The organism is Nitrosomonas sp., from assembly GCF_019752095.1.
Taxonomy (GTDB): Bacteria; Pseudomonadota; Gammaproteobacteria; order Burkholderiales; family Nitrosomonadaceae; genus Nitrosomonas.
The window spans coordinates 22,868-42,556 of sequence record NZ_JAIEMO010000026.1; the positions used below are offsets into that span (position 1 = coordinate 22,868).

Annotated in this window: 18 protein-coding genes and 4 tRNA genes; 4 read left to right on the forward strand and 18 right to left on the reverse strand. The window is 42.0% G+C overall.

Features of this window, described 5'->3' with window-relative positions; all coding sequences use genetic code 11:
• Nucleotides 1-23: 23 nt before the first annotated feature.
• Genes K2Q13_RS08520 through K2Q13_RS08540 form a run of 5 tightly spaced genes read right to left on the reverse strand, consistent with a single transcriptional unit; the run spans nt 24 to nt 3,824 of the window.
• Nucleotides 24-467, reverse strand: a complete 444-nt coding sequence (locus K2Q13_RS08520; RefSeq protein ID WP_292920642.1) for a YaiI/YqxD family protein — start codon at nt 465-467, stop codon at nt 24-26.
• A gap of 20 nt (nt 468-487) precedes the next feature.
• A complete protein-coding gene (gene pgsA, locus K2Q13_RS08525; protein ID WP_292920643.1) occupies nt 488-1,081 on the reverse strand; it encodes a CDP-diacylglycerol--glycerol-3-phosphate 3-phosphatidyltransferase in 594 nt (197 codons plus the stop codon).
• 32 nt (nt 1,082-1,113) lie between these two features.
• A complete protein-coding gene (gene uvrC, locus K2Q13_RS08530; protein ID WP_292920644.1) occupies nt 1,114-2,931 on the reverse strand; it encodes an excinuclease ABC subunit UvrC in 1,818 nt (605 codons plus the stop codon).
• Nucleotides 2,932-2,936: 5 nt separating this feature from the next.
• Entirely contained in the window at nt 2,937-3,125 is a 189-nt protein-coding gene (locus K2Q13_RS08535) for a 4-oxalocrotonate tautomerase family protein (protein ID WP_013648300.1), read from the reverse strand.
• A gap of 24 nt (nt 3,126-3,149) precedes the next feature.
• Nucleotides 3,150-3,824, reverse strand: a complete 675-nt coding sequence (locus tag K2Q13_RS08540) for a uracil-DNA glycosylase (RefSeq protein ID WP_292920645.1) — start codon at nt 3,822-3,824, stop codon at nt 3,150-3,152.
• A 142-nt stretch (nt 3,825-3,966) separates the two neighbouring features.
• Between K2Q13_RS08540 and K2Q13_RS08545 the strand changes: the two genes are divergently transcribed.
• The 3 genes from K2Q13_RS08545 to K2Q13_RS08555 all read left to right on the forward strand — a co-directional run bounded on the left by K2Q13_RS08545 (nt 3,967) and on the right by K2Q13_RS08555 (nt 4,303).
• Nucleotides 3,967-4,043 (forward strand) — tRNA-Pro (locus K2Q13_RS08545).
• A gap of 34 nt (nt 4,044-4,077) precedes the next feature.
• Nucleotides 4,078-4,154, forward strand: a tRNA-Arg gene (locus tag K2Q13_RS08550).
• Between the two features lie 73 nt (nt 4,155-4,227).
• A tRNA-His gene (locus K2Q13_RS08555) sits at nt 4,228-4,303 on the forward strand.
• 344 nt (nt 4,304-4,647) lie between these two features.
• On the opposite strand, the gene K2Q13_RS08560 is transcribed toward K2Q13_RS08555, so the two are convergent.
• A complete protein-coding gene (locus K2Q13_RS08560) occupies nt 4,648-5,241 on the reverse strand; it encodes a CDP-alcohol phosphatidyltransferase family protein (RefSeq protein WP_292920646.1) in 594 nt (197 codons plus the stop codon).
• A gap of 19 nt (nt 5,242-5,260) precedes the next feature.
• The gene (locus K2Q13_RS08565) at nt 5,261-5,746 is read right to left on the reverse strand and encodes a CDP-archaeol synthase (RefSeq protein WP_292920647.1); all 486 of its coding nucleotides are present in this window, start codon (nt 5,744-5,746) and stop codon (nt 5,261-5,263) included.
• Nucleotides 5,747-5,815: 69 nt separating this feature from the next.
• On the opposite strand from K2Q13_RS08565, the gene K2Q13_RS08570 reads away from it, so the two are divergent.
• Entirely contained in the window at nt 5,816-6,568 is a 753-nt protein-coding gene (locus tag K2Q13_RS08570; protein ID WP_292920648.1) for an endonuclease/exonuclease/phosphatase family protein, read from the forward strand.
• 9 nt (nt 6,569-6,577) lie between these two features.
• Here the strand turns inward: K2Q13_RS08570 and lon are convergent, their stop codons facing one another.
• The 11 genes from lon to K2Q13_RS08625 form a co-directional block, all read right to left on the reverse strand.
• Nucleotides 6,578-8,992 carry an endopeptidase La gene (lon, locus tag K2Q13_RS08575; protein ID WP_292920649.1) on the reverse strand — a complete coding sequence of 805 codons (2,415 nt, stop codon included), beginning with the start codon at nt 8,990-8,992 and terminating at the stop codon, nt 6,578-6,580.
• A 118-nt stretch (nt 8,993-9,110) separates the two neighbouring features.
• Nucleotides 9,111-10,388 carry an ATP-dependent protease ATP-binding subunit ClpX gene (gene clpX / locus K2Q13_RS08580; RefSeq protein ID WP_292920650.1) on the reverse strand — a complete coding sequence of 426 codons (1,278 nt, stop codon included), beginning with the start codon at nt 10,386-10,388 and terminating at the stop codon, nt 9,111-9,113.
• Nucleotides 10,389-10,451: 63 nt separating this feature from the next.
• A complete protein-coding gene (gene clpP, locus K2Q13_RS08585) occupies nt 10,452-11,099 on the reverse strand; it encodes an ATP-dependent Clp endopeptidase proteolytic subunit ClpP (protein WP_292920651.1) in 648 nt (215 codons plus the stop codon).
• A 1-nt stretch (nt 11,100) separates the two neighbouring features.
• Nucleotides 11,101-12,405 (reverse strand): trigger factor, encoded by a 1,305-nt coding sequence (gene tig, locus K2Q13_RS08590; RefSeq protein ID WP_292920652.1) that lies wholly within the window; start codon nt 12,403-12,405, stop codon nt 11,101-11,103.
• 105 nt (nt 12,406-12,510) lie between these two features.
• A tRNA-Leu gene (locus tag K2Q13_RS08595) sits at nt 12,511-12,595 on the reverse strand.
• 74 nt (nt 12,596-12,669) lie between these two features.
• Nucleotides 12,670-13,416 carry a YciK family oxidoreductase gene (locus K2Q13_RS08600; RefSeq protein ID WP_292920653.1) on the reverse strand — a complete coding sequence of 249 codons (747 nt, stop codon included), beginning with the start codon at nt 13,414-13,416 and terminating at the stop codon, nt 12,670-12,672.
• A 160-nt stretch (nt 13,417-13,576) separates the two neighbouring features.
• Nucleotides 13,577-15,226 carry a chaperonin GroEL gene (gene groL / locus K2Q13_RS08605; RefSeq protein ID WP_292920654.1) on the reverse strand — a complete coding sequence of 550 codons (1,650 nt, stop codon included), beginning with the start codon at nt 15,224-15,226 and terminating at the stop codon, nt 13,577-13,579.
• Between the two features lie 54 nt (nt 15,227-15,280).
• A complete protein-coding gene (locus K2Q13_RS08610; protein ID WP_013648311.1) occupies nt 15,281-15,571 on the reverse strand; it encodes a co-chaperone GroES in 291 nt (96 codons plus the stop codon).
• A gap of 291 nt (nt 15,572-15,862) precedes the next feature.
• A complete protein-coding gene (gene mnmA / locus K2Q13_RS08615) occupies nt 15,863-16,942 on the reverse strand; it encodes a tRNA 2-thiouridine(34) synthase MnmA (protein WP_292920657.1) in 1,080 nt (359 codons plus the stop codon).
• 4 nt (nt 16,943-16,946) lie between these two features.
• Nucleotides 16,947-17,402 (reverse strand): NUDIX hydrolase, encoded by a 456-nt coding sequence (locus K2Q13_RS08620; RefSeq protein ID WP_292920655.1) that lies wholly within the window; start codon nt 17,400-17,402, stop codon nt 16,947-16,949.
• 133 nt (nt 17,403-17,535) lie between these two features.
• Nucleotides 17,536-19,338, reverse strand: coding sequence for a response regulator (locus K2Q13_RS08625; protein ID WP_292920656.1), 1,803 nt, complete (start codon nt 19,336-19,338; stop codon nt 17,536-17,538).
• Between the last annotated feature and the right edge of the window lie 351 nt (nt 19,339-19,689).

Below are 19,689 nucleotides of genomic sequence, written 5' to 3' on the forward strand. Positions count from 1 at the left end.
TATCAATCATCAGCGACAGACTCCTAGCATTGCGCCAGCAATTTATCCAATTGATTGGCAAACGACTTACGGTCATTCTGACTCAAGGAGGGCTGACCACCGGTATCAACGCCGCTGTTGCGCAAGGCTTCCATGAAATCGCGCATGCTTAATCGCGCACCGATATTTTCCTTGGTATACAGCTCACCCCGCGGACTGAGCACAAAACCATCTTTTCTGATGACTTCCGCGGCCAGCGGAATATCGCTGGTAATCACGAGATCCCCGCCTTCCAGCCTTTTGACGATTTCGTTATCCGCCACATCAAACCCGGATTCCACCTGTTGCATGCGGATAAACGGCGAGGGGGGTATATACACGGGATGATTGGCAATCAGTATTAAGTTCCGTTGCGTTCTTGCGGCGGCTCTAAATAAAATTTCTTTGATAACAACCGGGCAGGCATCGGCATCAATCCATATTTTCATGCGTGATCGCCCAGGTCGAATTAATGTTCATCGGAATTTCCTTTGTCGCTCTTCAACGCTTGCGGCAATGCAGCCTTTAAATAATAAAACATCGACCACAGCGTTAATACTGCGGCAATATAGATTAGCCACGTGCCAATTTGCTGCGCGTCGAAATGTTCGCCGATATTTTCATGGTACAGTAACAGTGGGATGGCGATCATTTGTGATGTAGTCTTGATTTTACCCAGAAACGATACCGCGACACTTTTGGATTGACCGATCTGTGCCATCCATTCGCGCAGCGCCGAAACCGTAATTTCCCGCCCGATAATCACTAGCGCGATGGGCGCATCCAATCGACCCAAATAAACCAGCACAATCAATGCAGCACATACCATTAGTTTGTCAGCCACGGGATCCAAAAACGCGCCGAATGCGGAAGTTTGGTTGAGCACACGTGCCAGGTAGCCATCCAGCCAGTCGGTAATGGCTGCACCAGCAAAAATTAGTGTAGCAATGAGATTCTGGTTAGACGGTGATAGCCAGGAGTGGGGCAAATAAAAAATACCCACAAATAACGGAATCGCCAGAATACGTAACCAGGTTAATAAATTAGGCAGGTTATAAGGCATGAAATGGCACTTAAAAGTAAGTTGTAATGGAATTAATGTAATTCTCGATAAATCTTTTCCGCCAATTTACGGCTGATTCCTTCGGTTTGCTGTAATTCTTCAATGCTTGCAGTCAATACGCCTTTTAATCCGCCAAATCGCCCTAACAAACGCTGCCGGCGTTTAGCACCGACGCCATCGATATTTTCCAGGCTGGAGCTGGTTCTGGTTTTGCCACGCCGGCCACGATGTCCTTGAATCGCAAAACGGTGCGCTTCATCGCGGATTTGTTGGATTAAGTGCAATGCTGCGTGTTCACTGGGTAATTGTAACGGCTTTTCGAATAAGGGAGAAATCAATTGTTCCAGCCCGGGCTTGCGTTGTTCGCCTTTGGCCACGCCCAATAAACTGGCATCGTTGATGCCCAATTCCTGCAAAGCTTCCTGCGCTGCACTCACCTGCCCTTTACCGCCATCGATCAGAATCAGATCCGGCAATTGGCCTTCGCCGCTAATCACTTTTTGATAGCGCCGGGATAGCGCTTCCCGCATTGCGGCATAATCGTCGCCAGGCGTAATGCCTTCGATGTTATAGCGACGGTATTCGTTATTGCGCATGGCAAAATTATCGTACACCACGCACGATGCCACGGTAGCCTCGCCCAGGGTATGGCTGATGTCAAAACACTCAATGCGTTGCAGGCCGGGCATCTGCAATTCCTGCTGCAAGGCCAGCAAGCGCTTTTCCTGACTGGCGTGACGGCTCATCATTTGTTTCAAAGCCAAGAGGGCATTTTCAGTTGCCATATCAAGCCAGGCACGTTTCTCACCGATCGGATTGAGTTGCAGGGTAATTTTATGGCCGCACTGTTCAGTTAATAACGCCTGCAACGCTTCACGCTCGATTTTTTCGCCCAGAATAATCAATGGGGGCACACTACGATTCAGATAGTGCTGCGCCAGGAATGCCTCAACCACGTTCGCTGCGCTGTAATCATTCGCATTTTGCGGGAAAAAACTTTTATCCCCTAAATGACGCCCTCCTCGAATCATCGCCAGGTTAACGCACGCTTTCCCCGATCCATCCGGCGATACCATGCAGGCCACCACATCGGCATCCAGCGCCTTGCCGCTATCGACAAACTGTTTCTCGCGAATCCGGCGCAACGCTTGGGCCTGATCACGCAATACCGCTGCTTGTTCAAATTCTAATTGTTCGGAAGCACGTTGCATCTTGACGTTGATCACTTCCATCACTTCAGTTTGCTTGCCTTGCAAAAACAGCTCGGCATTTTTGGCGTCGGTTTGATATTCTTGTTGACTGATCCGACTGACGCACGGACCACTGCAACGCTTGATCTGATACAGCAAGCACGGACGTGCGCGATTACTGAAAACGCTATCTTCGCAAGTACGTAAACGAAAAATTTTTTGCAGCAACTGAATGCTTTCGCGCACAATGCCCGCGTTTGGATAGGGTCCAAAATACTGATGCGCTTTATCCAATGCGCCGCGATAAAATCCTAAGCGCGGGAACTCATGTCCACTCAAGATCACATAGGGATAGGACTTATCATCGCGAAACAGAATGTTATAGCGCGGCTTCAGGCTTTTGATCAGATTATTTTCCAGCAGCAACGCCTCGGCTTCCGAACGCGTCACGGTAGTTTCGATTCCAGTCACTTGCGAAACCATCAACTGGGTTCTAGGTGTCAGATTGCTTTTCTGAAAATAGGAAGCGACACGTTTTCTTAGACTGACCGCCTTGCCGACGTAGATCACCTCGCCCGCGGCGTTGATCATGCGATAAACACCCGGCTGCAACGGTAGGTTGCTACAAAATTCCTTGGCGTCAAAACCGCTGCTCGACAAACTGCTTAATCCTCACCACCTAATAATTTTCCTGCCACGGCCCAATTTTCGTCAGGAAGTTCGTCAAAACTGATGTAAGTGTAGGATTTCGGTTTATTCGCGACACGTTCCAGTGTATCGGTTAATTCGGTGGCAATCTGCTGCTTTTGCTCGCGGGTCAGTGTGCCAGCAACACGGATATTGACATAAGGCATAAATTCTCCTGGTAGTTGATTGAGTTATTTTTTGATATCAGCAACGATTTGCGCAAACACCTGCGCAAACATTTCTGCGGTCAAGCGTTTGGTCTGTGTATTGTAGCGGCTGCAATGATAGCTGTCATAAAGTCGCAAACCATTGTTCGATGATGACGGCACTGCGTGTACCGCACCGTGCGCAAACGGATGGTTTTTTGCTTTTAACTGCAAGCTCATCAAAACAGCTTGATGCGCCACCGTACCCAGCACCAGCACAGCAATACCACCACCTTGCACAAACTGATTAATTTCAGTCGACAGATATTGGTTACACTGCCTTATTTCCTTTGGGATCGGCTTGTTTTCCGGTGGCAGACATTTCACCGCATTGGTAATGCGGCAGTCCAGCAATTGCAATCCATCATCCGCTGAAATCGAGTCATTTCGCGTGGCAAAGCCAAATTTATGCAAGGTCTGATACAATAAAATGCCCGCATAATCTCCGGTAAACGGCCGCCCTGTACGATTTGCACCGTGCATACCGGGTGCCAGGCCTACGATTAAAAGCTTCGGCGCGGCCTCGCCAAACGCAATCACCGGGCGTGCATGATAATCCGGATACTGATCCTTCACGGTTTGCAAGAAACCGGACAAACGTGGGCATTGCTGGCAGTTCAGAATAGCCTGATCAAAGGCATGCAGTGAGACATCAGTCATTATGGAAAAACACTCAAAACGCAAAAAAGATATTGTATGCGCACCAGCATAATCGAGGATTAAATTTTTGCTGATTCAATTCATTTTATCACTGACGATAAATTGACGTTTCCAGCCTAAAAAGGTATAGTGTCGCCTTTTCCGGGGTGTAGCGTAGCCTGGTAGCGCGCCTGGTTTGGGACCAGGATGTCGGGAGTTCAAATCTCTCCACCCCGACCAATTTCAGCCCTAATATTTAGAGCAGCCCGATTTGGTGCCCGTAGCTCAATCGGATAGAGCACCAGCCTTCTAAGCTGGGGGTTACAGGTTCGATTCCTGTCGGGCACGCCATAAATATTTCTTCAACTGTGGTTTGAAGCACCTGTTTAGTTTGTGTAAAATAACCGCAACACGTGTTTCTATGGTGGCTGTAGCTCAGCTGGTAGAGTCCCGGATTGTGATTCCGGTCGTCGTGGGTTCGAGTCCCATCAGTCACCCCAAAAGATCAATAGCTTACAAAGATAAAAAGAAAATTTTGTAAGATGAGTCGAATGATATTATTTTTTTAATTGTAATTTAATGAAAAATAAACACATGATTCAATGGCTACTAAAGGTAGCAGTTCTTTTTATTGTGCTGACACTGATAATTGCACTAGGGAAAGCACTTAAGTCGGACAAAGACTTAGAAAACAGAATATTTTCTAGTTTCTCTGATCACGCAAATCCTATTCTGGATATCCATTTTATTAATAAGAGTTACTTCCACCAGGGCTAATAACAGCCAGAAGAACCATTACAAAACAAACTATTGCGGGGATATAATCGTAAGATATGAGCAAGAATCACATACTGTTATGCGTGTTCTTGTTATTTTTTAATACCTGCCAAACTGTTTTGACATTCACGCGCTGACAGCGAATCAGTAGTGTGATCGCAATTTCTTCTATGGCTGCATATACGCAAAAAAAAGTGGCTATTCTAAAAGGCCAGTCTAATATTTCAGCGAACAGCAAAATATAACTGATGGCGGTTATAGCTACAGCGATCTTTACACTCCAGGTATGGTAGCTGATTATTGTATGAAATTTGATAAGACCAACTAGAACAGGCAAGGTAAAGCTAAGAACAATGATGATAAAGTAGAATTTCTCGCGCAGCATGGTATCTGGCCATAATATCCAAGCGCATATCGCCATTGTTGAATAAATAATAAAATCGCCCCAGCTATCAAGACGAGACCCTAATGTGGTTGCTTGATCTAAAATTCTGGCAAGCAACCCATCAAGCACATCAGTAAATATCGCAAGTAACAATACTCCAAAAAACCAGTAGGGTTGCTGTTTGAATGCAAAATAAAACATCACCGGCGCCAATAATATCCGGATTACGCTGACCAAGTTAGGTAGATTAACTATTTGTTCTTTAGTAAGACCCATAACAATAATCTGCTGACAATCAACAGGGCTTCCTGAGTATCCGCCAGTGATAAAGAAAATACGTAATAATCATGTCAATGACAGTAAACGCAAAAACCAAAAATAAAACACCTAATAAAGAGAGGTTAAAAATCTGCATCATCATCAGCGCGGGAATAAGCGATTCCGGAATTTGATCCAGCAATGGCGCTTTGTTGCTTGGCGCCATTCCCAGTCGACGTTTGACAAAACTGGAGAATAAATCTCCGGAAATCGTACCAATAGCAATCAGAATACCTATTTCTGCAGTGTAACCAAATGTCAAAACAGCAATGGGCGAGATGAGTAATGTAGCTAGAATACCTCGCCAAGTTTTTGAGGTTCCAAATATAGGGTTGCCATCTGCCATTTTGGCGCCAAAATCAACAGCGGTATTCAACTGATTATTGAGTAGCATTCGCGCCAATATTGGCGCGCCATTTGCGATTATAATTATGAATAATAGCTGGAGTAATTCGATTGTCATTGATGATTCAGTTAATTGATGATGCCGAATTTATTCGACTCATAAAAAACGCCAAAATTCAGGAATCATATGGCTAGCACATCGCTAAAAGTTTTAACCTATAATATTCACAAAGGATTCAGCGCAACGAATTTGCGTTTTATTCTTCATGAAATAAAGAATTTTCTACGTCATATTGATGCTGATATCGTTTTTTTACAAGAAGTGCATGGTGAGCGCAGAATATCTAATCAGCGATTTGATAATTGGCACAATACCCAGCAGTTTGAATTTCTTGCCGATCAAGTTTGGCATCACTATGCTTATGGTAAAAATGCCATTTATAATTCCGGGCATCATGGCAATGCAATATTAAGCAAATATCCTATTATTGAATGGGATAATATTAATGTTTCAATGCTACGATCGGCGAGTAGAAGCCTGCTGCATGGCGTAATCAAAATTCCTGAAACCCATCAGAGAATTCACATCATTTGCATTCATTTCGGGTTATTTGGTCGCGAAAGAGAGCGTCAATTTTCGACGCTGGTTAAACGGATCAGTACGCATGTTTCACCCAATGAACCGTTAATTATTGCAGGCGACTTTAATGATTGGCGAGAACAGGCCGAACGCTATTTACACCGTGACCTCGGCGTTAAAGAGGTATTTAAAATCACCCGTGGAGCTTACGCACGCACGTTTCCGGCGTGGATGCCAGTACTGTCAATGGATCGCATCTATTATCGAGGGCTCGATATTATTAACTGCAATCGCCTGTACGGTCAACCCTGGCACCGACTGTCAGATCATATTCCGCTTCTTGCCGAGTTTAGAGTTTAGACTCTAGTTTTAATGCTTAATAACTGTTTCTATTAATTTTTCTTCGTTACTCGATGGCAAGGCTGGCTGTACAATCGGAGTAGAATGCAGCTCTGGTTTATGTTCCAGTGCTAAATCAATCACCTGATCTATCCATTTAACAGGATAGATAGTCAAATTATTTTTAATATTTGGGCGAATCTCGGTTAAATCCTTCACGTTTTTTTCAGGAATAATCACCGCCTTAATACCACCTCGATGTGCTGCTAACAATTTTTCTTTTAGTCCGCCGATCGGTAGTACTTCACCTCTTAAAGTAATTTCACCTGTCATAGCGATATCAGCCCGCACCGCAATATTTGTTAGAGCCGATATCATCGCAACGCAAATGCCGATACCTGCGCTAGGTCCATCTTTCGGCGTTGCACCTTCTGGAAGGTGTATATGAATATCATTTTTTTGGTAAAAATCCTCGGGAATACCTAGCAGATGAGATCGAGCCCGAACTACAGAAAGAGCTGCCTGGATAGACTCCTGCATCACTTCTCCTAATTTACCCGTTGTAATGGTTTTCCCTTTCCCTGGTAATACTGCAGCTTCTATGGTTAATAACTCGCCCCCCACTTCTGTCCAAGCCAATCCAGTTACTTGTCCCACTTGATTTTTTTCTTCTGCAACGCCATAGGTATAACGCCTAATCCCAAGGAATTTATCCAGATTACGTGACGTAACAGAAATTCTATTTTTTGTTTTTTTAAGTAATAGTGCTTTTACAGCTTTTCGGCAAATTTTTGAAATTTCTCGTTCCATTGCACGCACACCAGCCTCTCTCGTGTAATAACGCGCAATATCCCGCAATGCAGAATCAGAAACCATTAATTCGCTTTCTTTAATCCCATGATTCTGCATTTGTTTAGTTAATAAATACTGCGTAGCGATATTTAATTTTTCCTCTTCCGTGTATCCAGATAATTGAATTACTTCCATACGGTCAAGCAGAGCCGGAGGAATATTTAGTGTATTTGCTGTCGCCACGAACATGACATCGGACAAATCATATTCGACCTCAATGTAATGATCCACAAAGGTACTATTTTGTTCTGGATCAAGAACCTCCAGCAAAGCTGAAGATGGGTCCCCACGAAAATCCATACCCATCTTGTCAATCTCATCAAGCAAGAATAATGGATTCTTGACACCTACTTTGCTCATATTGTGCAAAATCTTACCCGGCATTGACCCAATATAGGTACGTCGATGCCCACGAATCTCAGCCTCATCACGTACGCCGCCCAGTGACATCCGCACAAATTTTCTATTGGTTGCATGAGCAATTGATTGCCCAAGAGATGTTTTACCCACACCAGGCGGACCTACCAAACAAATAATCGGCGCTTTCATTTTACTCACACGCTGTTGTACAGCCAAGTATTCGACAATTCGTTCTTTAACTTTTTCAAGGCCATAATGATCTTTTTCAAGAACAGCTTCCGCTGATTTTAAGTCACTATTAATTTTGTTCTTTTTCTTCCATGGCAATGCAACCAACGCATCAATATAATTTCGAACTACAGTGGCTTCTGCCGACATTGGAGACATTAAGCGAAGTTTTTTTAATTCTGATTCAGCTTTTGCCAAAGCATCTTTAGGCATTTGAGCCGATTTTATTTTTTTCTCAATTTCTTCAATATCCGCCCCATCTTCACCTTCACCCAACTCCTTCTGAATGGCCTTTACCTGCTCATTAAGATAATAATCCCGTTGGCTCTTTTCCATTTGCCGCTTTACTCTACCGCGAATACGTTTCTCTACTTGTAAAATATCGAGCTCAGTTTCCAGCAATCCTAGTAAATGTTCCAGGCGTTTAGTTACATCAAAAATTTCCAATATCTCTTGTTTCTGCTCGAGTTTTAATGGTAAATAGGCTGCAATTGTATCGGCCAAACGCCCTGCTTCATCGATACTACTGAGAGAAGTAATGATCTCTGGCGGGATTTTTTTATTTAGTTTTACATATTGATCAAACTGAGCCAGAATAGCCCTTCGCATTGCTTCGGCTTCGGAATCATCTGTAGAGTCAGGCAACAATATTGGCGATGCCCGACCAGTAAAATGAGTCCCCGAATCAATAAACTCTAAAATATTTGCTCGATGATTACCTTCCACTAGAACTTTGACTGTTCCGTCTGGTAATTTCAGCATCTGCAATAAGCTAGCAACGCTACACACTTCATATAAATCCTCAGGAACGGGATCATCTTTAGAAGCTATTTTTTGAGCAACAAGCAGAATATTTTTATTTGCTTCCATTGCGAGCTCAAGCGCTTTAATCGATTTTTGTCTTCCTACAAATAATGGAATAACCATATGAGGAAAAACGACTACGTCGCGCAATGGTAATAGCGGCAATACCAATTGTTCAGAGTCTTCGAGTAATGAAATCATATCAACTCACAAATAAAGTTTATAATTAACAGTACATATATGCGCTACAAGAAAAAATTCAAGTTTAAATAACACCACATTTATTTCTACTGAAATTGTTAAATAAGTTTTTTAGCAATTATTTAGAACGTTTTGCAACTTTAGGTTGGTCCGAATAAATCAAAATTGGCTTAATGTCATCACTAGTCGAGTTGTAATCAATAACTACTTTTGTAACATTCTCTAATGATGGAAGATCATACATAATGTCTAGTAATATTTCTTCTAGAATAGAACGTAAGCCACGTGCACCCGTTTTACGTGTCAAAGCTTTCTTTGCAATTGCTTTAAGGGCTGGCTCCCGGAATTCAAGGTCAACACCTCCTTCCATGTCAAACATTTTCCAATATTGCTTAACAAGTGCATTCTTTGGTTCAGTCAATATCTGAATTAATGCAGCTTCATTCAACTCTTCTAAAGTTGCGACAACTGGCAAGCGTCCAACGAACTCAGGTATTAATCCGAACTTGACCAAATCTTCTGGTTCAACTTGCTGTAATACCTTATTTACATCCTTTCCTGCAGGACTCCTTACTTCAACGCCAAAACCAATCCCACCTTTCTCGGTACGCGTCCTAATTACTTTATCGAGTCCATCAAATGCGCCGCCACAAATAAACAGAATATTAGTGGTATCAACTTGAATAAATTCTTGGTTAGGATGTTTTCTCCCACCTTGCGGAGGAACCATAGCAATAGTCCCTTCAATCAGCTTTAAGAGCGCCTGCTGCACTCCTTCGCCTGAAACATCGCGTGTGATCGATGGATTGTCCGATTTGCGTGAAATTTTATCAATCTCATCAATATAAACGATGCCTCTCTGCGCTTTTTCTGCATCGTAATTACATTTCTGAAGTAATTTCTGAATGATATTCTCAACATCTTCGCCAACATAGCCCGCTTCCGTTAAAGCAGTGGCATCGGCCATAATAAAAGGTACATCCAAGAGTCGAGCCAAAGTTTGCGCAAGTAATGTTTTACCAGAACCTGTAGGACCTACCAACAAGATATTACTTTTTGACAGCTCAATATCTTCAGCATCATCTGATTTTGGTATATTTCTTAGACGCTTATAGTGATTATAAACGGCCACAGAAAGAATCTTCTTCGCAGACTCTTGCCCGATAACATATTGATCTAATATTTGGCAGATTTCACGTGGCACAGGTAAGTTTGATTTTACAAGCTTGGTTGCTTCGTCTCCTTGCATTTCTTCGCGAATTATGTCATTGCAGAGATCAATGCATTCATCACAAATAAACACCGACGGTCCAGCAATAAGTTTCCTCACCTCATGCTGACTCTTGCCGCAAAAAGAACAGTAAAGAAGTTTCTCACTACTAGCTTTGTCTGGCATATTTTTTCCTACACTAATTGAGTTAAATATCCGTGATTAAAAAATTTGCGTATCAATATTTACTTAATTTGCACTATCACTATCATTCCTGCGAGATAAAACTGCATCCACCAAACCATAATTTACAGATTCTGTTGCACTCATAAAATTATCACGATCCGTATCTTTTTCAATATCAGATACTGATCGCTCTGTATGTTTAGCCATAATCTCATTCAAGCGTGATTTTAGATAAAGTATTTCGCGCGCATGTATTTCAATGTCCGAGGCTTGACCTTGAAAGCCTCCCAGTGGCTGATGAATCATAACTCTTGAATTTGGCAAGCAATAACGTTTACCTTTCGCACCCGCAGTCAACAATAACGCTCCCATGCTTGCAGCTTGACCGATGCACAGCGTGCTAACATCAGGTTTAATATATTGCATCGTATCATAAACTGCCAAACCGGAAGAAACTACGCCGCCTGGTGAATTAATATAAAAAAAGATATCTTTTTCTGAATTCTCTGATTCTAAAAATAAAAATTGAGCAACAACTAGGTTTGCACTTGCTTCAGTGACGGGACCAACAAGAAACACGACTCTTTCCTTCAATAAGCGTGAATATATATCATAAGCACGCTCCCCCCTACCACTAGTCTCTATGACCATAGGGATTAACCCAAGGTTTCTAGGCTCTACATCACGGATATTATCAAATATTTGTGTCATCTTAAGATATCCCCATCAACTCATCAAATGTAATAGTTTTATTGATTAATTTAACTTGATCAAGCGCCCAATCGACAATATTTTCTTCTAGTGCTAACGATTCAGCTTCTTGTAGTCGCTCTGGGGAAGCGTAGTGCCATTTAACAACTTGTTCAGGATTCTCATAACTTTGCGCCGCGCTTTCTACTATGCTCCGAACACGCGCTGGATTATTTTTAATAGAATGTACTTTGACAAGCTCTGCTAAAATTAGTCCCAATTTGACTCGATATTCAGCTTTTTCTTTAAATAACTCAGATTTTAGAGATATTTCGTTTGCTTTTATCCCTCGTGCTTCAAAGTCACTTTTAGCACTCTGCAGTAATCTATCCATTTCTTGATTAACCAGAACGGCAGGCGCTTCAATTTGAGTTGTTTCCAAAATTGCTTTCATGACCTGTTCTTTAAGTCTTGACCTTGAGCGCTTAGAGACTTCACGTTCGAGATCCTTTCTTATTCCTTCACGCAACTTCTTTAAATCTCCATCGGGAACACCCAATGATTTAGCAAATTCTGCATCCACAGATGGTAATATTGGCGTTTCCAGCTCATTCATTTTTACTTCAAATGTAACTGTTTTTCCAGCAACGTCTTTACCATGATATTCTTGAGGAAAAACAACATCAAATGATTTATGATTCCCAGCTTTCATGCCTATCAGAGAACTTTCAAAGTCTTTTAAAAATTTTCCATCACCAAGTATTAATTGAACATCGTCGGCTTTTCCGCCTGCAAAATCATCCCCGTTGATAACGCCATGATAATCTATCTTGACCCGATCACCTTTGATTGCTGCGCGATCAACAGGCTCATATATCACTCGTTGCTTACTTATCATGTCAATCGTTTTATCAATATCAGCTTCGCCGACTTGCACATCAGGTTGTTCGACATTTTGATTACTCAAATCACCTAATATGATCTCAGGATAAACTTCAAATATTGCACTGACTGTATAAAGCTCGTCGTGTTCATTGGTTAATTTGTTTTCAAAACGAGGATAGCCAATAATTCTTAAATTATTATCCTTAACGGTATCTGTAAATTCCTTGTGAATTGCATCATTGATCACATCCTGCTGTATCTGCACGCCGTGCATTTGTTTAACTATCGTAAGCGGAACTTTTCCAGGGCGAAAACCATGAAACTTGGTTGTCTTTGCCAGCTTTTTTAAGCGAATATCAATTTCACCTTGCAATTTTTCAAGAGAAATTGAAATATCGAAACGACGTTCCAGTGCGCCGAGGTTTTCTACATTTGATCCCATTAAAAAAATCCTGATTGATTAATTTTCTTCAACATAATTTCGAATACTAACTGTTTTATTTATTGAGTAATACCTACGGACCACAAGCCCAAGTTAAACCTAACTTGGTGCGAAAGGGGGGACTCGAACCCCCACACCTCTCGGCGCCAGAACCTAAATCTGGTGCGTCTACCAATTCCGCCACTTTCGCATATCATTTTATTTATTATCAATTATACCTTCTAATCCCGCTAACCGCAGCCTGATCATTTGATTCGTTATCAATTAGCACAAGATTGTCTGACCACTTATTTCTCTGCTGTCCAATCCCATCAAATACAAATATACCGACATCAACTCATCAGGTTGACGCATCTTTTGTTTTATTTCACCCGGGTGTGTAATCACGCGCTGTGGTGAATTCACCAAGCCGGGTATCACTGTATTAATGCGCAAATTCGGTATCTGCCCCCATTCATCAGCCTGTATCTTGACTAATGCTTCCAGACCGGCTTTTGCAACGGCAAAACCACCCCAGTAAGCCGATGGATTATGTCCGTGCGTACTTGATGTCATAATAATGCTCGCATCAGGAGAAGCCTTCAGTAGCGGCAAACATGCTTTTGTTAATGCAAAAGGAGCTATCAAATTAACCTGCAACAAGGCTCGCCATTGCTCAATTGTTTGATGTTCCAGTGGGCTTAAACCAGGTAAGTAGGTTGCGTTATGCAAGATTCCGTCCAAGCGCCCCAGCTGCTGCGCAACCGCATGTGACAGAGCAAAAAAATCCTTTTCTTCAGCACGTTCCAGATCAAGCGGATAAATTAGAGCTTGCGCTTTACCGATGGTTTCTATTTCATCGTAAACGCTTTCCAATTTTTTTACTTTACGGCCATGTAAAATTACCGTGGCTCCATGATTCGAATAAGATAATGCTGCCGCACGCCCTAACCCCTGCCCTGCACCTGTGACAAGAATCACGCGATCTTTCAAAAGATCTTTAGGTGCAGAATAATTTTCTAATTTATTCATATTCAAAAATTTATCACGAATAAGTATTTTTTAAGAAAAATATAACGCCCGATTAACATCTCTATTTCTCTAGTTAGCTAGATAGACATAAAAAAACAGACCTCAATATAAGATTGAAGTCTGCGTGATTCAAAAGACAGTATAAAAACAATGACCTACCTTACATATCCATACCGCCCATTCCACCCATGCCACCCATGCCACCCATGCCACCACCGGCTGGCGCATCTTCCTTAGGCAATTCTGCAACCATTGCATCAGTGGTTAACATCAAGCTTGCAACTGAAGCTGCATTCTGCAAAGCAGAACGAGTTACTTTGGTTGGATCCAAAACACCCATCGCAACCAAGTCACCATATTCGCCAGTTGCAGCGTTGTAGCCAAAATTTCCTTGACCTTCAGCTACTTTATTGACAACAACAGACGGTTCATCACCACAGTTCAATACAATTTGACGTAGAGGCTCTTCAAGTGCGCGTATAACAATCTTTATACCTGCATCTTGATCGTGATTATCACCTTTTGTTTTCTTAACAATCGGAACTACACGCAATAATGCTACACCACCTCCAGGGATAACGCCTTCTTCTACGGCAGCACGCGTTGCATGCAGCGCATCTTCAACCCGAGCCTTTTTCTCCTTCATTTCAACCTCAGTAGCAGCGCCGACTTTAATCAGTGCTACACCACCAGCAAGCTTAGCCACACGCTCCTGTAGTTTTTCTTTGTCGTAATCACTGGTAGCTTCTTCAATTTGAGTGCGGATTTGCTTGACGCGACCTTGGATATTATCAGCATTGCCTGCGCCATCAATGATAGTAGTATTTTCTTTGCCTACTTCAATGCGTTTGGCTTGACCCAGATCATTTAATGTAGCTTTCTCTAATGTCAAACCAACTTCTTCAGCAATAACCGTACCGCCAGTCAAAATTGCGATGTCTTCCAACATCGCTTTGCGACGATCACCAAAACCAGGCGCTTTAACTGCACAAGTTTTTAGAATACCGCGTATATTGTTTACAACCAATGTAGCAAGCGCTTCACCATCAACATCTTCAGCGATAATCAGTAGCGGTTTACCTGCTTTTGCGACCTGTTCCAATATGGGTAATAAATCACGAATATTAGAGATTTTCTTGTCATGTAACAAAATATATGGGCTATCTAACAGCGCAATCTGTTTTTCCGCGCTGCTCACAAAATAGGGCGACAGATAACCACGATCAAATTGCATACCTTCAACGACTTCCAATTCGTTTTGCAATCCCGACCCATCTTCTACTGTAATTACACCTTCCTTGCCCACTTTGTCCATTGCATCCGCAATGATCTTGCCAATTTCATTGTCCGAGTTTGCAGAAATACTCCCAACTTGCGCAATTTCCTTTGCTGTCGCACATGGCTTTGACAGTTTCTTTAACTCACCAACCGCTGTGGTTACTGCTTTATCAATTCCGCGTTTGAGATCCATTGGATTCATACCGGCCGCTACATATTTCATGCCCTCTTTTACAATAGCTTGCGCCAACACGGTTGCGGTGGTTGTACCATCGCCGGCTACATCAGATGTTTTGCTAGCTACTTCTTTTAACATCTGCGCGCCCATATTTTCAAATTTATCTTTTAATTCAATCTCTTTGGCGACAGATACTCCATCCTTGGTAATGGTAGGCGCACCATAGGAACGATCCAGAACAACATTTCGGCCCTTCGGTCCTAATGTTACCTTTACTGCGTCGGCTAAAATATTTACACCGGCTACCATTCTGTGGCGTGCTGAATCGCCAAACTTCACTTCTTTTGCTGACATAACTCTCTCCTAATCTCTCAATACATTATTCTTGCGCGTCATTGAACTAATGGATTAACCTTCAATTACACCCATAATATCTTCTTCTCGCATGACTAAAAGTTCTTCGCCTTGAACCTTGACGGATTGCCCGGCATATTTGCCAAATAACACTTTATCGCCGACTTTCACTTCCAATGGACGAATTTTTCCATCATCCCCGACTTTTCCTTTGCCTATTGCCAGGATCTCACCTTGATCTGGTTTTTCTGCTGCGCTATCAGGAATAACAATACCTGAAGCTGTTTTACGTTCATCTTCTAATCGCTTTACGATAACACGATCATGTAAAGGGCGAATTTTCATGCTGTTCTCTCCTTTGAAAATTAATAAACTAATATCCGTGCAATCAATGCACATCATTCTTTTAACACTACTAAGACAGTCAAGGTTCTAATATTGGGATTACTATTAGCACTCCGTAACCACGAGTGCTAATAGTAGGGTTTGTGATTCAGAATTTCAAGAGGGAAAAACAATAAAATTATAAAATATATCTAATAGTATGAATTTAAACAAAAATATTCAATACAATAAAATAATTCTTTAGTTACAACATAAGATCTCTTGTAATTGAAAATAATGAGGCTTCAAGAATCATTGCAATATGACTCCTCCCCCCAAGCATACTTGACTCTCATAAATCACAACGGATTGCCCTGGGGTGATTGCCCATTGATTTTGGGCAAACTCTACTTGACAGTACTCATGTGACAGATTTGTAATTGTGCAAGGCGCATCAGTTTGGCGATAGCGTGTTTTTGCAGCGTAAACCCAATTGCAATGTGGATGTTTTTCATCGATCCAGGTTAAATTGATTGCTTTTAGGGAAGGACGAAACAAATCCGGATGATTGTGCCCCTGAACGACAATCAACACATTTTTGATCATATCTTTGGCTGCTACAAACCATGGTTCATCACCACCATCCCGGACGCCCCCAATCCCCAACCCCTGTCTCTGCCCTATGGTGTAGTACATTAATCCGATATGCTGACCAATGACTTTTCCATCAGTTGTTTGAATTTCGCCAGGTTTGTGCGGTAAATAGCGATTAAGAAATTCACGAAACGGACGCTCGCCAATAAAGCATATGCCCGTACTGTCTTTTTTAGAGTAATTCGGGAGCTTCAGCTCCCTGGCTATTTTACGCACTTCGCGTTTATAGAGATGACCGATTGGAAAAAGCGACTTAGCAAGTTGTGCTTGATTCAACCGATACAAAAAATAGCTTTGATCTTTGTTTCCATCTTCACCTTTTAATAATTGAAAAACGCTACCCGCTTTACGCACCCGGGCATAATGACCTGTTGCGATATAATCAGCACCCAGTTTATTTGCATAATCCAGAAATGCTTTAAATTTGATCTCAGCATTGCATAATACATCAGGATTCGGCGTGCGTCCGGCTTGGTATTCTGCAAGAAATTGTAAAAATACACGCTCTTTGTATTCAACTGAGAAGTTTACAATTTCGATAGGAATATCAATAACGTCAGCAACCGATACGGCATCTAGAAAATCCTGCCGGGAAGAGCAATATTCATCAGTATCATCATCTTCCCAATTCTTCATAAATAACCCTACAACATCATAGCCTTGTTGCTTCAGCAAATATGCAGCCACAGATGAATCAACACCACCAGACATACCAACAATTACACGACACTTCGTCATCATCTTAGGATTCAAAATTCAACATCAACTCCAATGAATAGCGCTTACCGGCAAGGTGATCACGAATACATTGCATAACCAGAGGACTGCGGTGACGCTGAATCATTTGATTAACTTCATCAAAGCCAAACCAAGACGCCCGTAAAATGCCTGTATCGAGCTTCCGTTCGGGATCGTGATGTGTAACACGCCCGCCAAACGCAAATCGAAGATAGGTGGTATCTGCACGATGTGAGTGCCACTGATATACACCCAATACATATTCAGGTTCGAAGGTATACCCAGTTTCTTCCAGTGTCTCCCGTACCGCTCCCTGAATGATGGATTCTCCTGGATCCAGATGCCCTGCAGGTTGATTTAGAAACAATCCGCAACCCGTTTCAGGCTCCTCCTCCACCAATAAATATTTGCCATTTTGTTCAACAACAACTGCAACCGTTACATTAGGTTTCCAAATCATAATTCCTCAAATAATAAAAATTAACTGCCATTTAGCAAGTATTTAATAACCAGCGTTAATCCGATATTGCTTATTATCGCACTGGAGCATTCGCCTCTGTTACGACAAATCAGAATTCTCAAATGCCCTCACGCTATGGCGAATGTATCGAAACAAATTGTTGTAATATCTGATTAAGCTGCGCGACATCGAATGGTTTACTTAGATGCTCATTCATACCAGCAGTAAGGCATTCCTGCCTGACATGATCAAAAGCATGGGCAGTTAATGCAACAATTGGAATCGGCACAGCATTTTTCTCCTGTTCAAGCGCACGAATCCGTCGTGTAGCCTCAAACCCATCCATCACAGGCATATTACAATCCATTAAAATCAAATCAAAATGTTGCGATGTGAACGCGCTAATTGCCTCCGCACCATCATTTACAATAACAACCTCACAATTCAACCGTTCCAACATTGCTTTACTGACTAATTGGTTCACATCATTATCCTCAACAACCAAGACACGGACACGAGACTCGACAATAGCAATAGGCTGCTTTGAAGTTAATTGGCTCTGCTGAGAGATCACTGTATCAATAGCTGCATATTTAAGGGGAATATGCGCACGGAATTCTGCGCCCTTACCAATTTCACTGGATACAGTAATTGAGCCCCCCATTAGTGATAACAAATTGCGTGTAATCACAAGGCCTAGTCCGGTACCTCGAATATGTTGTGTAGATTCCCCTACTTGTGAAAATTCCTGAAACAAACGCGTCTGATTCTCGGTTGATATACCTATCCCAGTATCTGCAACGATAAGTTCTACCTCAACTCCACTTTGATCTGCAAGGGGGTAGCAACCGATCTGTAATTTAACTTCCCCTTCTGCAGTAAATTTAAACGCGTTACCGAGCAGGTTAAACAAAATTTGTTTAATTCGATCAGGATCACCAACAAGATTAAAGGATAGATTACATTCGAAACTCACAATAAAATTCAGCGATGATTCTCTGGCTTTAGCGCAAAATAGCAAATTCACTTCATCAATCAATGCACGAAGGTTAAATGACCGATTAGCCACTTTGAGTTTATGCGCCTCTATTTTCGCAAAATCCAGAATATCATCAATGACTCGTAACAGAGTTTTCCCAGAATTACGGATTACACTCAGATAATTTGTTTGTTCCGAATCAAGTGAAGTGGTTGCCAGAATTTCAGTCATTCCAAGTACGCCGTTCATTGGTGTCCTGATCTCATGGCTCATAGCAGCCAAAAATGCAGATTTAGCTTTATTCGCATTCTCCGCTTGTAAGCGGGCGTATTCCAGATCAATAGCTTGTTTCTCTAATTGCACAGCTTGTTGCCGCGCAACCCAATAATTCTCATGCTGCAGCTTACCGTTATGTACAGAAAAAAAGAAATAGGCAAGTCCAATTATCATCAATACCAAACTACCTTCACCTGGGACAAATAATACTAAGCTTAAAAGACTAGGCAGATAAATTATCACTGCATAGACGAGCATCAACTGAATGCGAGGTGAAGTAGCCGCTATGCCACCTGCAACAAAACCGACTGTCGAAATGACCGCTAAAGTAACGCTGCTATCCAGAATATTAATGGATAGGAATACCCACATCAAAAAAATAGTCCAACCTAGTGCCGTTGTGATATAGATCGTTAAGATCGAATATTCTATCTGTTGCTCATTTCTATCGAATAAAATCAGCGCACGCTTATAAACTACAAAACGTGATATCGCCAGAATTATAAACAGAGCGACAAAGAGCGCAATATAAGGCTGCATGCGCAGCACAGGAGACATCAGTACGATAGCACCGCAACACAAAACATAAAACAAACCACCCAAACGCATGCGTCGCACCATATCTTGATTGGTGCTGATACGTACCTGCTCTAGCTTTGCTACTCCTGGATCCGACCACATACATCTACTACCTTTCAGAATACGCTTTTTCTATGCCTAGATTGAGTCAAAAAATCCATCGAGATAGTACCAAAAAGAATCAGCAAATATATAATTTCATAAAAAATTCATATAATTACATTCTTGAAGTCAGAAAATTCAATATAGCAATCATAAAGAAAAATGACATTACCTCCAATAATTATTTACTTAACTGATAAATTAGATGTTCGACAACTAGCCAAGAAGCACGCTAAAAGGTATGATTCGGCCTGCAGGTTTTGCAAAAGGAGGCGTGGCCGAGCGGTTTAAGGCAGCAGTCTTGAAAACTGCCGTAGGGGTGACTCTACCGTGAGTTCGAATCTCACCGCC

What these genes read in the sequence shown, in the direction of transcription:
- K2Q13_RS08520 (WP_292920642.1), bottom strand. Translation starts at nt 467, where the DNA reads ATGAAAATATGGATTGATGCCGATGCCTGCCCGGTTGTTATCAAAGAA.
- pgsA (WP_292920643.1), bottom strand. Translation starts at nt 1,081, where the DNA reads ATGCCTTATAACCTGCCTAATTTATTAACCTGGTTACGTATTCTGGCG.
- K2Q13_RS08535 (WP_013648300.1), bottom strand. Translation starts at nt 3,125, where the DNA reads ATGCCTTATGTCAATATCCGTGTTGCTGGCACACTGACCCGCGAGCAA.
- K2Q13_RS08540 (WP_292920645.1), bottom strand. Translation starts at nt 3,824, where the DNA reads ATGACTGATGTCTCACTGCATGCCTTTGATCAGGCTATTCTGAACTGC.
- K2Q13_RS08560 (WP_292920646.1), bottom strand. Translation starts at nt 5,241, where the DNA reads ATGGGTCTTACTAAAGAACAAATAGTTAATCTACCTAACTTGGTCAGC.
- K2Q13_RS08565 (WP_292920647.1), bottom strand. Translation starts at nt 5,746, where the DNA reads ATGACAATCGAATTACTCCAGCTATTATTCATAATTATAATCGCAAAT.
- K2Q13_RS08570 (WP_292920648.1), top strand. Translation starts at nt 5,816, where the DNA reads ATGGCTAGCACATCGCTAAAAGTTTTAACCTATAATATTCACAAAGGA.
- lon (WP_292920649.1), bottom strand. Translation starts at nt 8,992, where the DNA reads ATGATTTCATTACTCGAAGACTCTGAACAATTGGTATTGCCGCTATTA.
- clpX (WP_292920650.1), bottom strand. Translation starts at nt 10,388, where the DNA reads ATGCCAGACAAAGCTAGTAGTGAGAAACTTCTTTACTGTTCTTTTTGC.
- clpP (WP_292920651.1), bottom strand. Translation starts at nt 11,099, where the DNA reads ATGACACAAATATTTGATAATATCCGTGATGTAGAGCCTAGAAACCTT.
- tig (WP_292920652.1), bottom strand. Translation starts at nt 12,405, where the DNA reads ATGGGATCAAATGTAGAAAACCTCGGCGCACTGGAACGTCGTTTCGAT.
- K2Q13_RS08600 (WP_292920653.1), bottom strand. Translation starts at nt 13,416, where the DNA reads ATGAATAAATTAGAAAATTATTCTGCACCTAAAGATCTTTTGAAAGAT.
- groL (WP_292920654.1), bottom strand. Translation starts at nt 15,226, where the DNA reads ATGTCAGCAAAAGAAGTGAAGTTTGGCGATTCAGCACGCCACAGAATG.
- K2Q13_RS08610 (WP_013648311.1), bottom strand. Translation starts at nt 15,571, where the DNA reads ATGAAAATTCGCCCTTTACATGATCGTGTTATCGTAAAGCGATTAGAA.
- mnmA (WP_292920657.1), bottom strand. Translation starts at nt 16,942, where the DNA reads ATGACGAAGTGTCGTGTAATTGTTGGTATGTCTGGTGGTGTTGATTCA.
- K2Q13_RS08620 (WP_292920655.1), bottom strand. Translation starts at nt 17,402, where the DNA reads ATGATTTGGAAACCTAATGTAACGGTTGCAGTTGTTGTTGAACAAAAT.
- K2Q13_RS08625 (WP_292920656.1), bottom strand. Translation starts at nt 19,338, where the DNA reads ATGTGGTCGGATCCAGGAGTAGCAAAGCTAGAGCAGGTACGTATCAGC.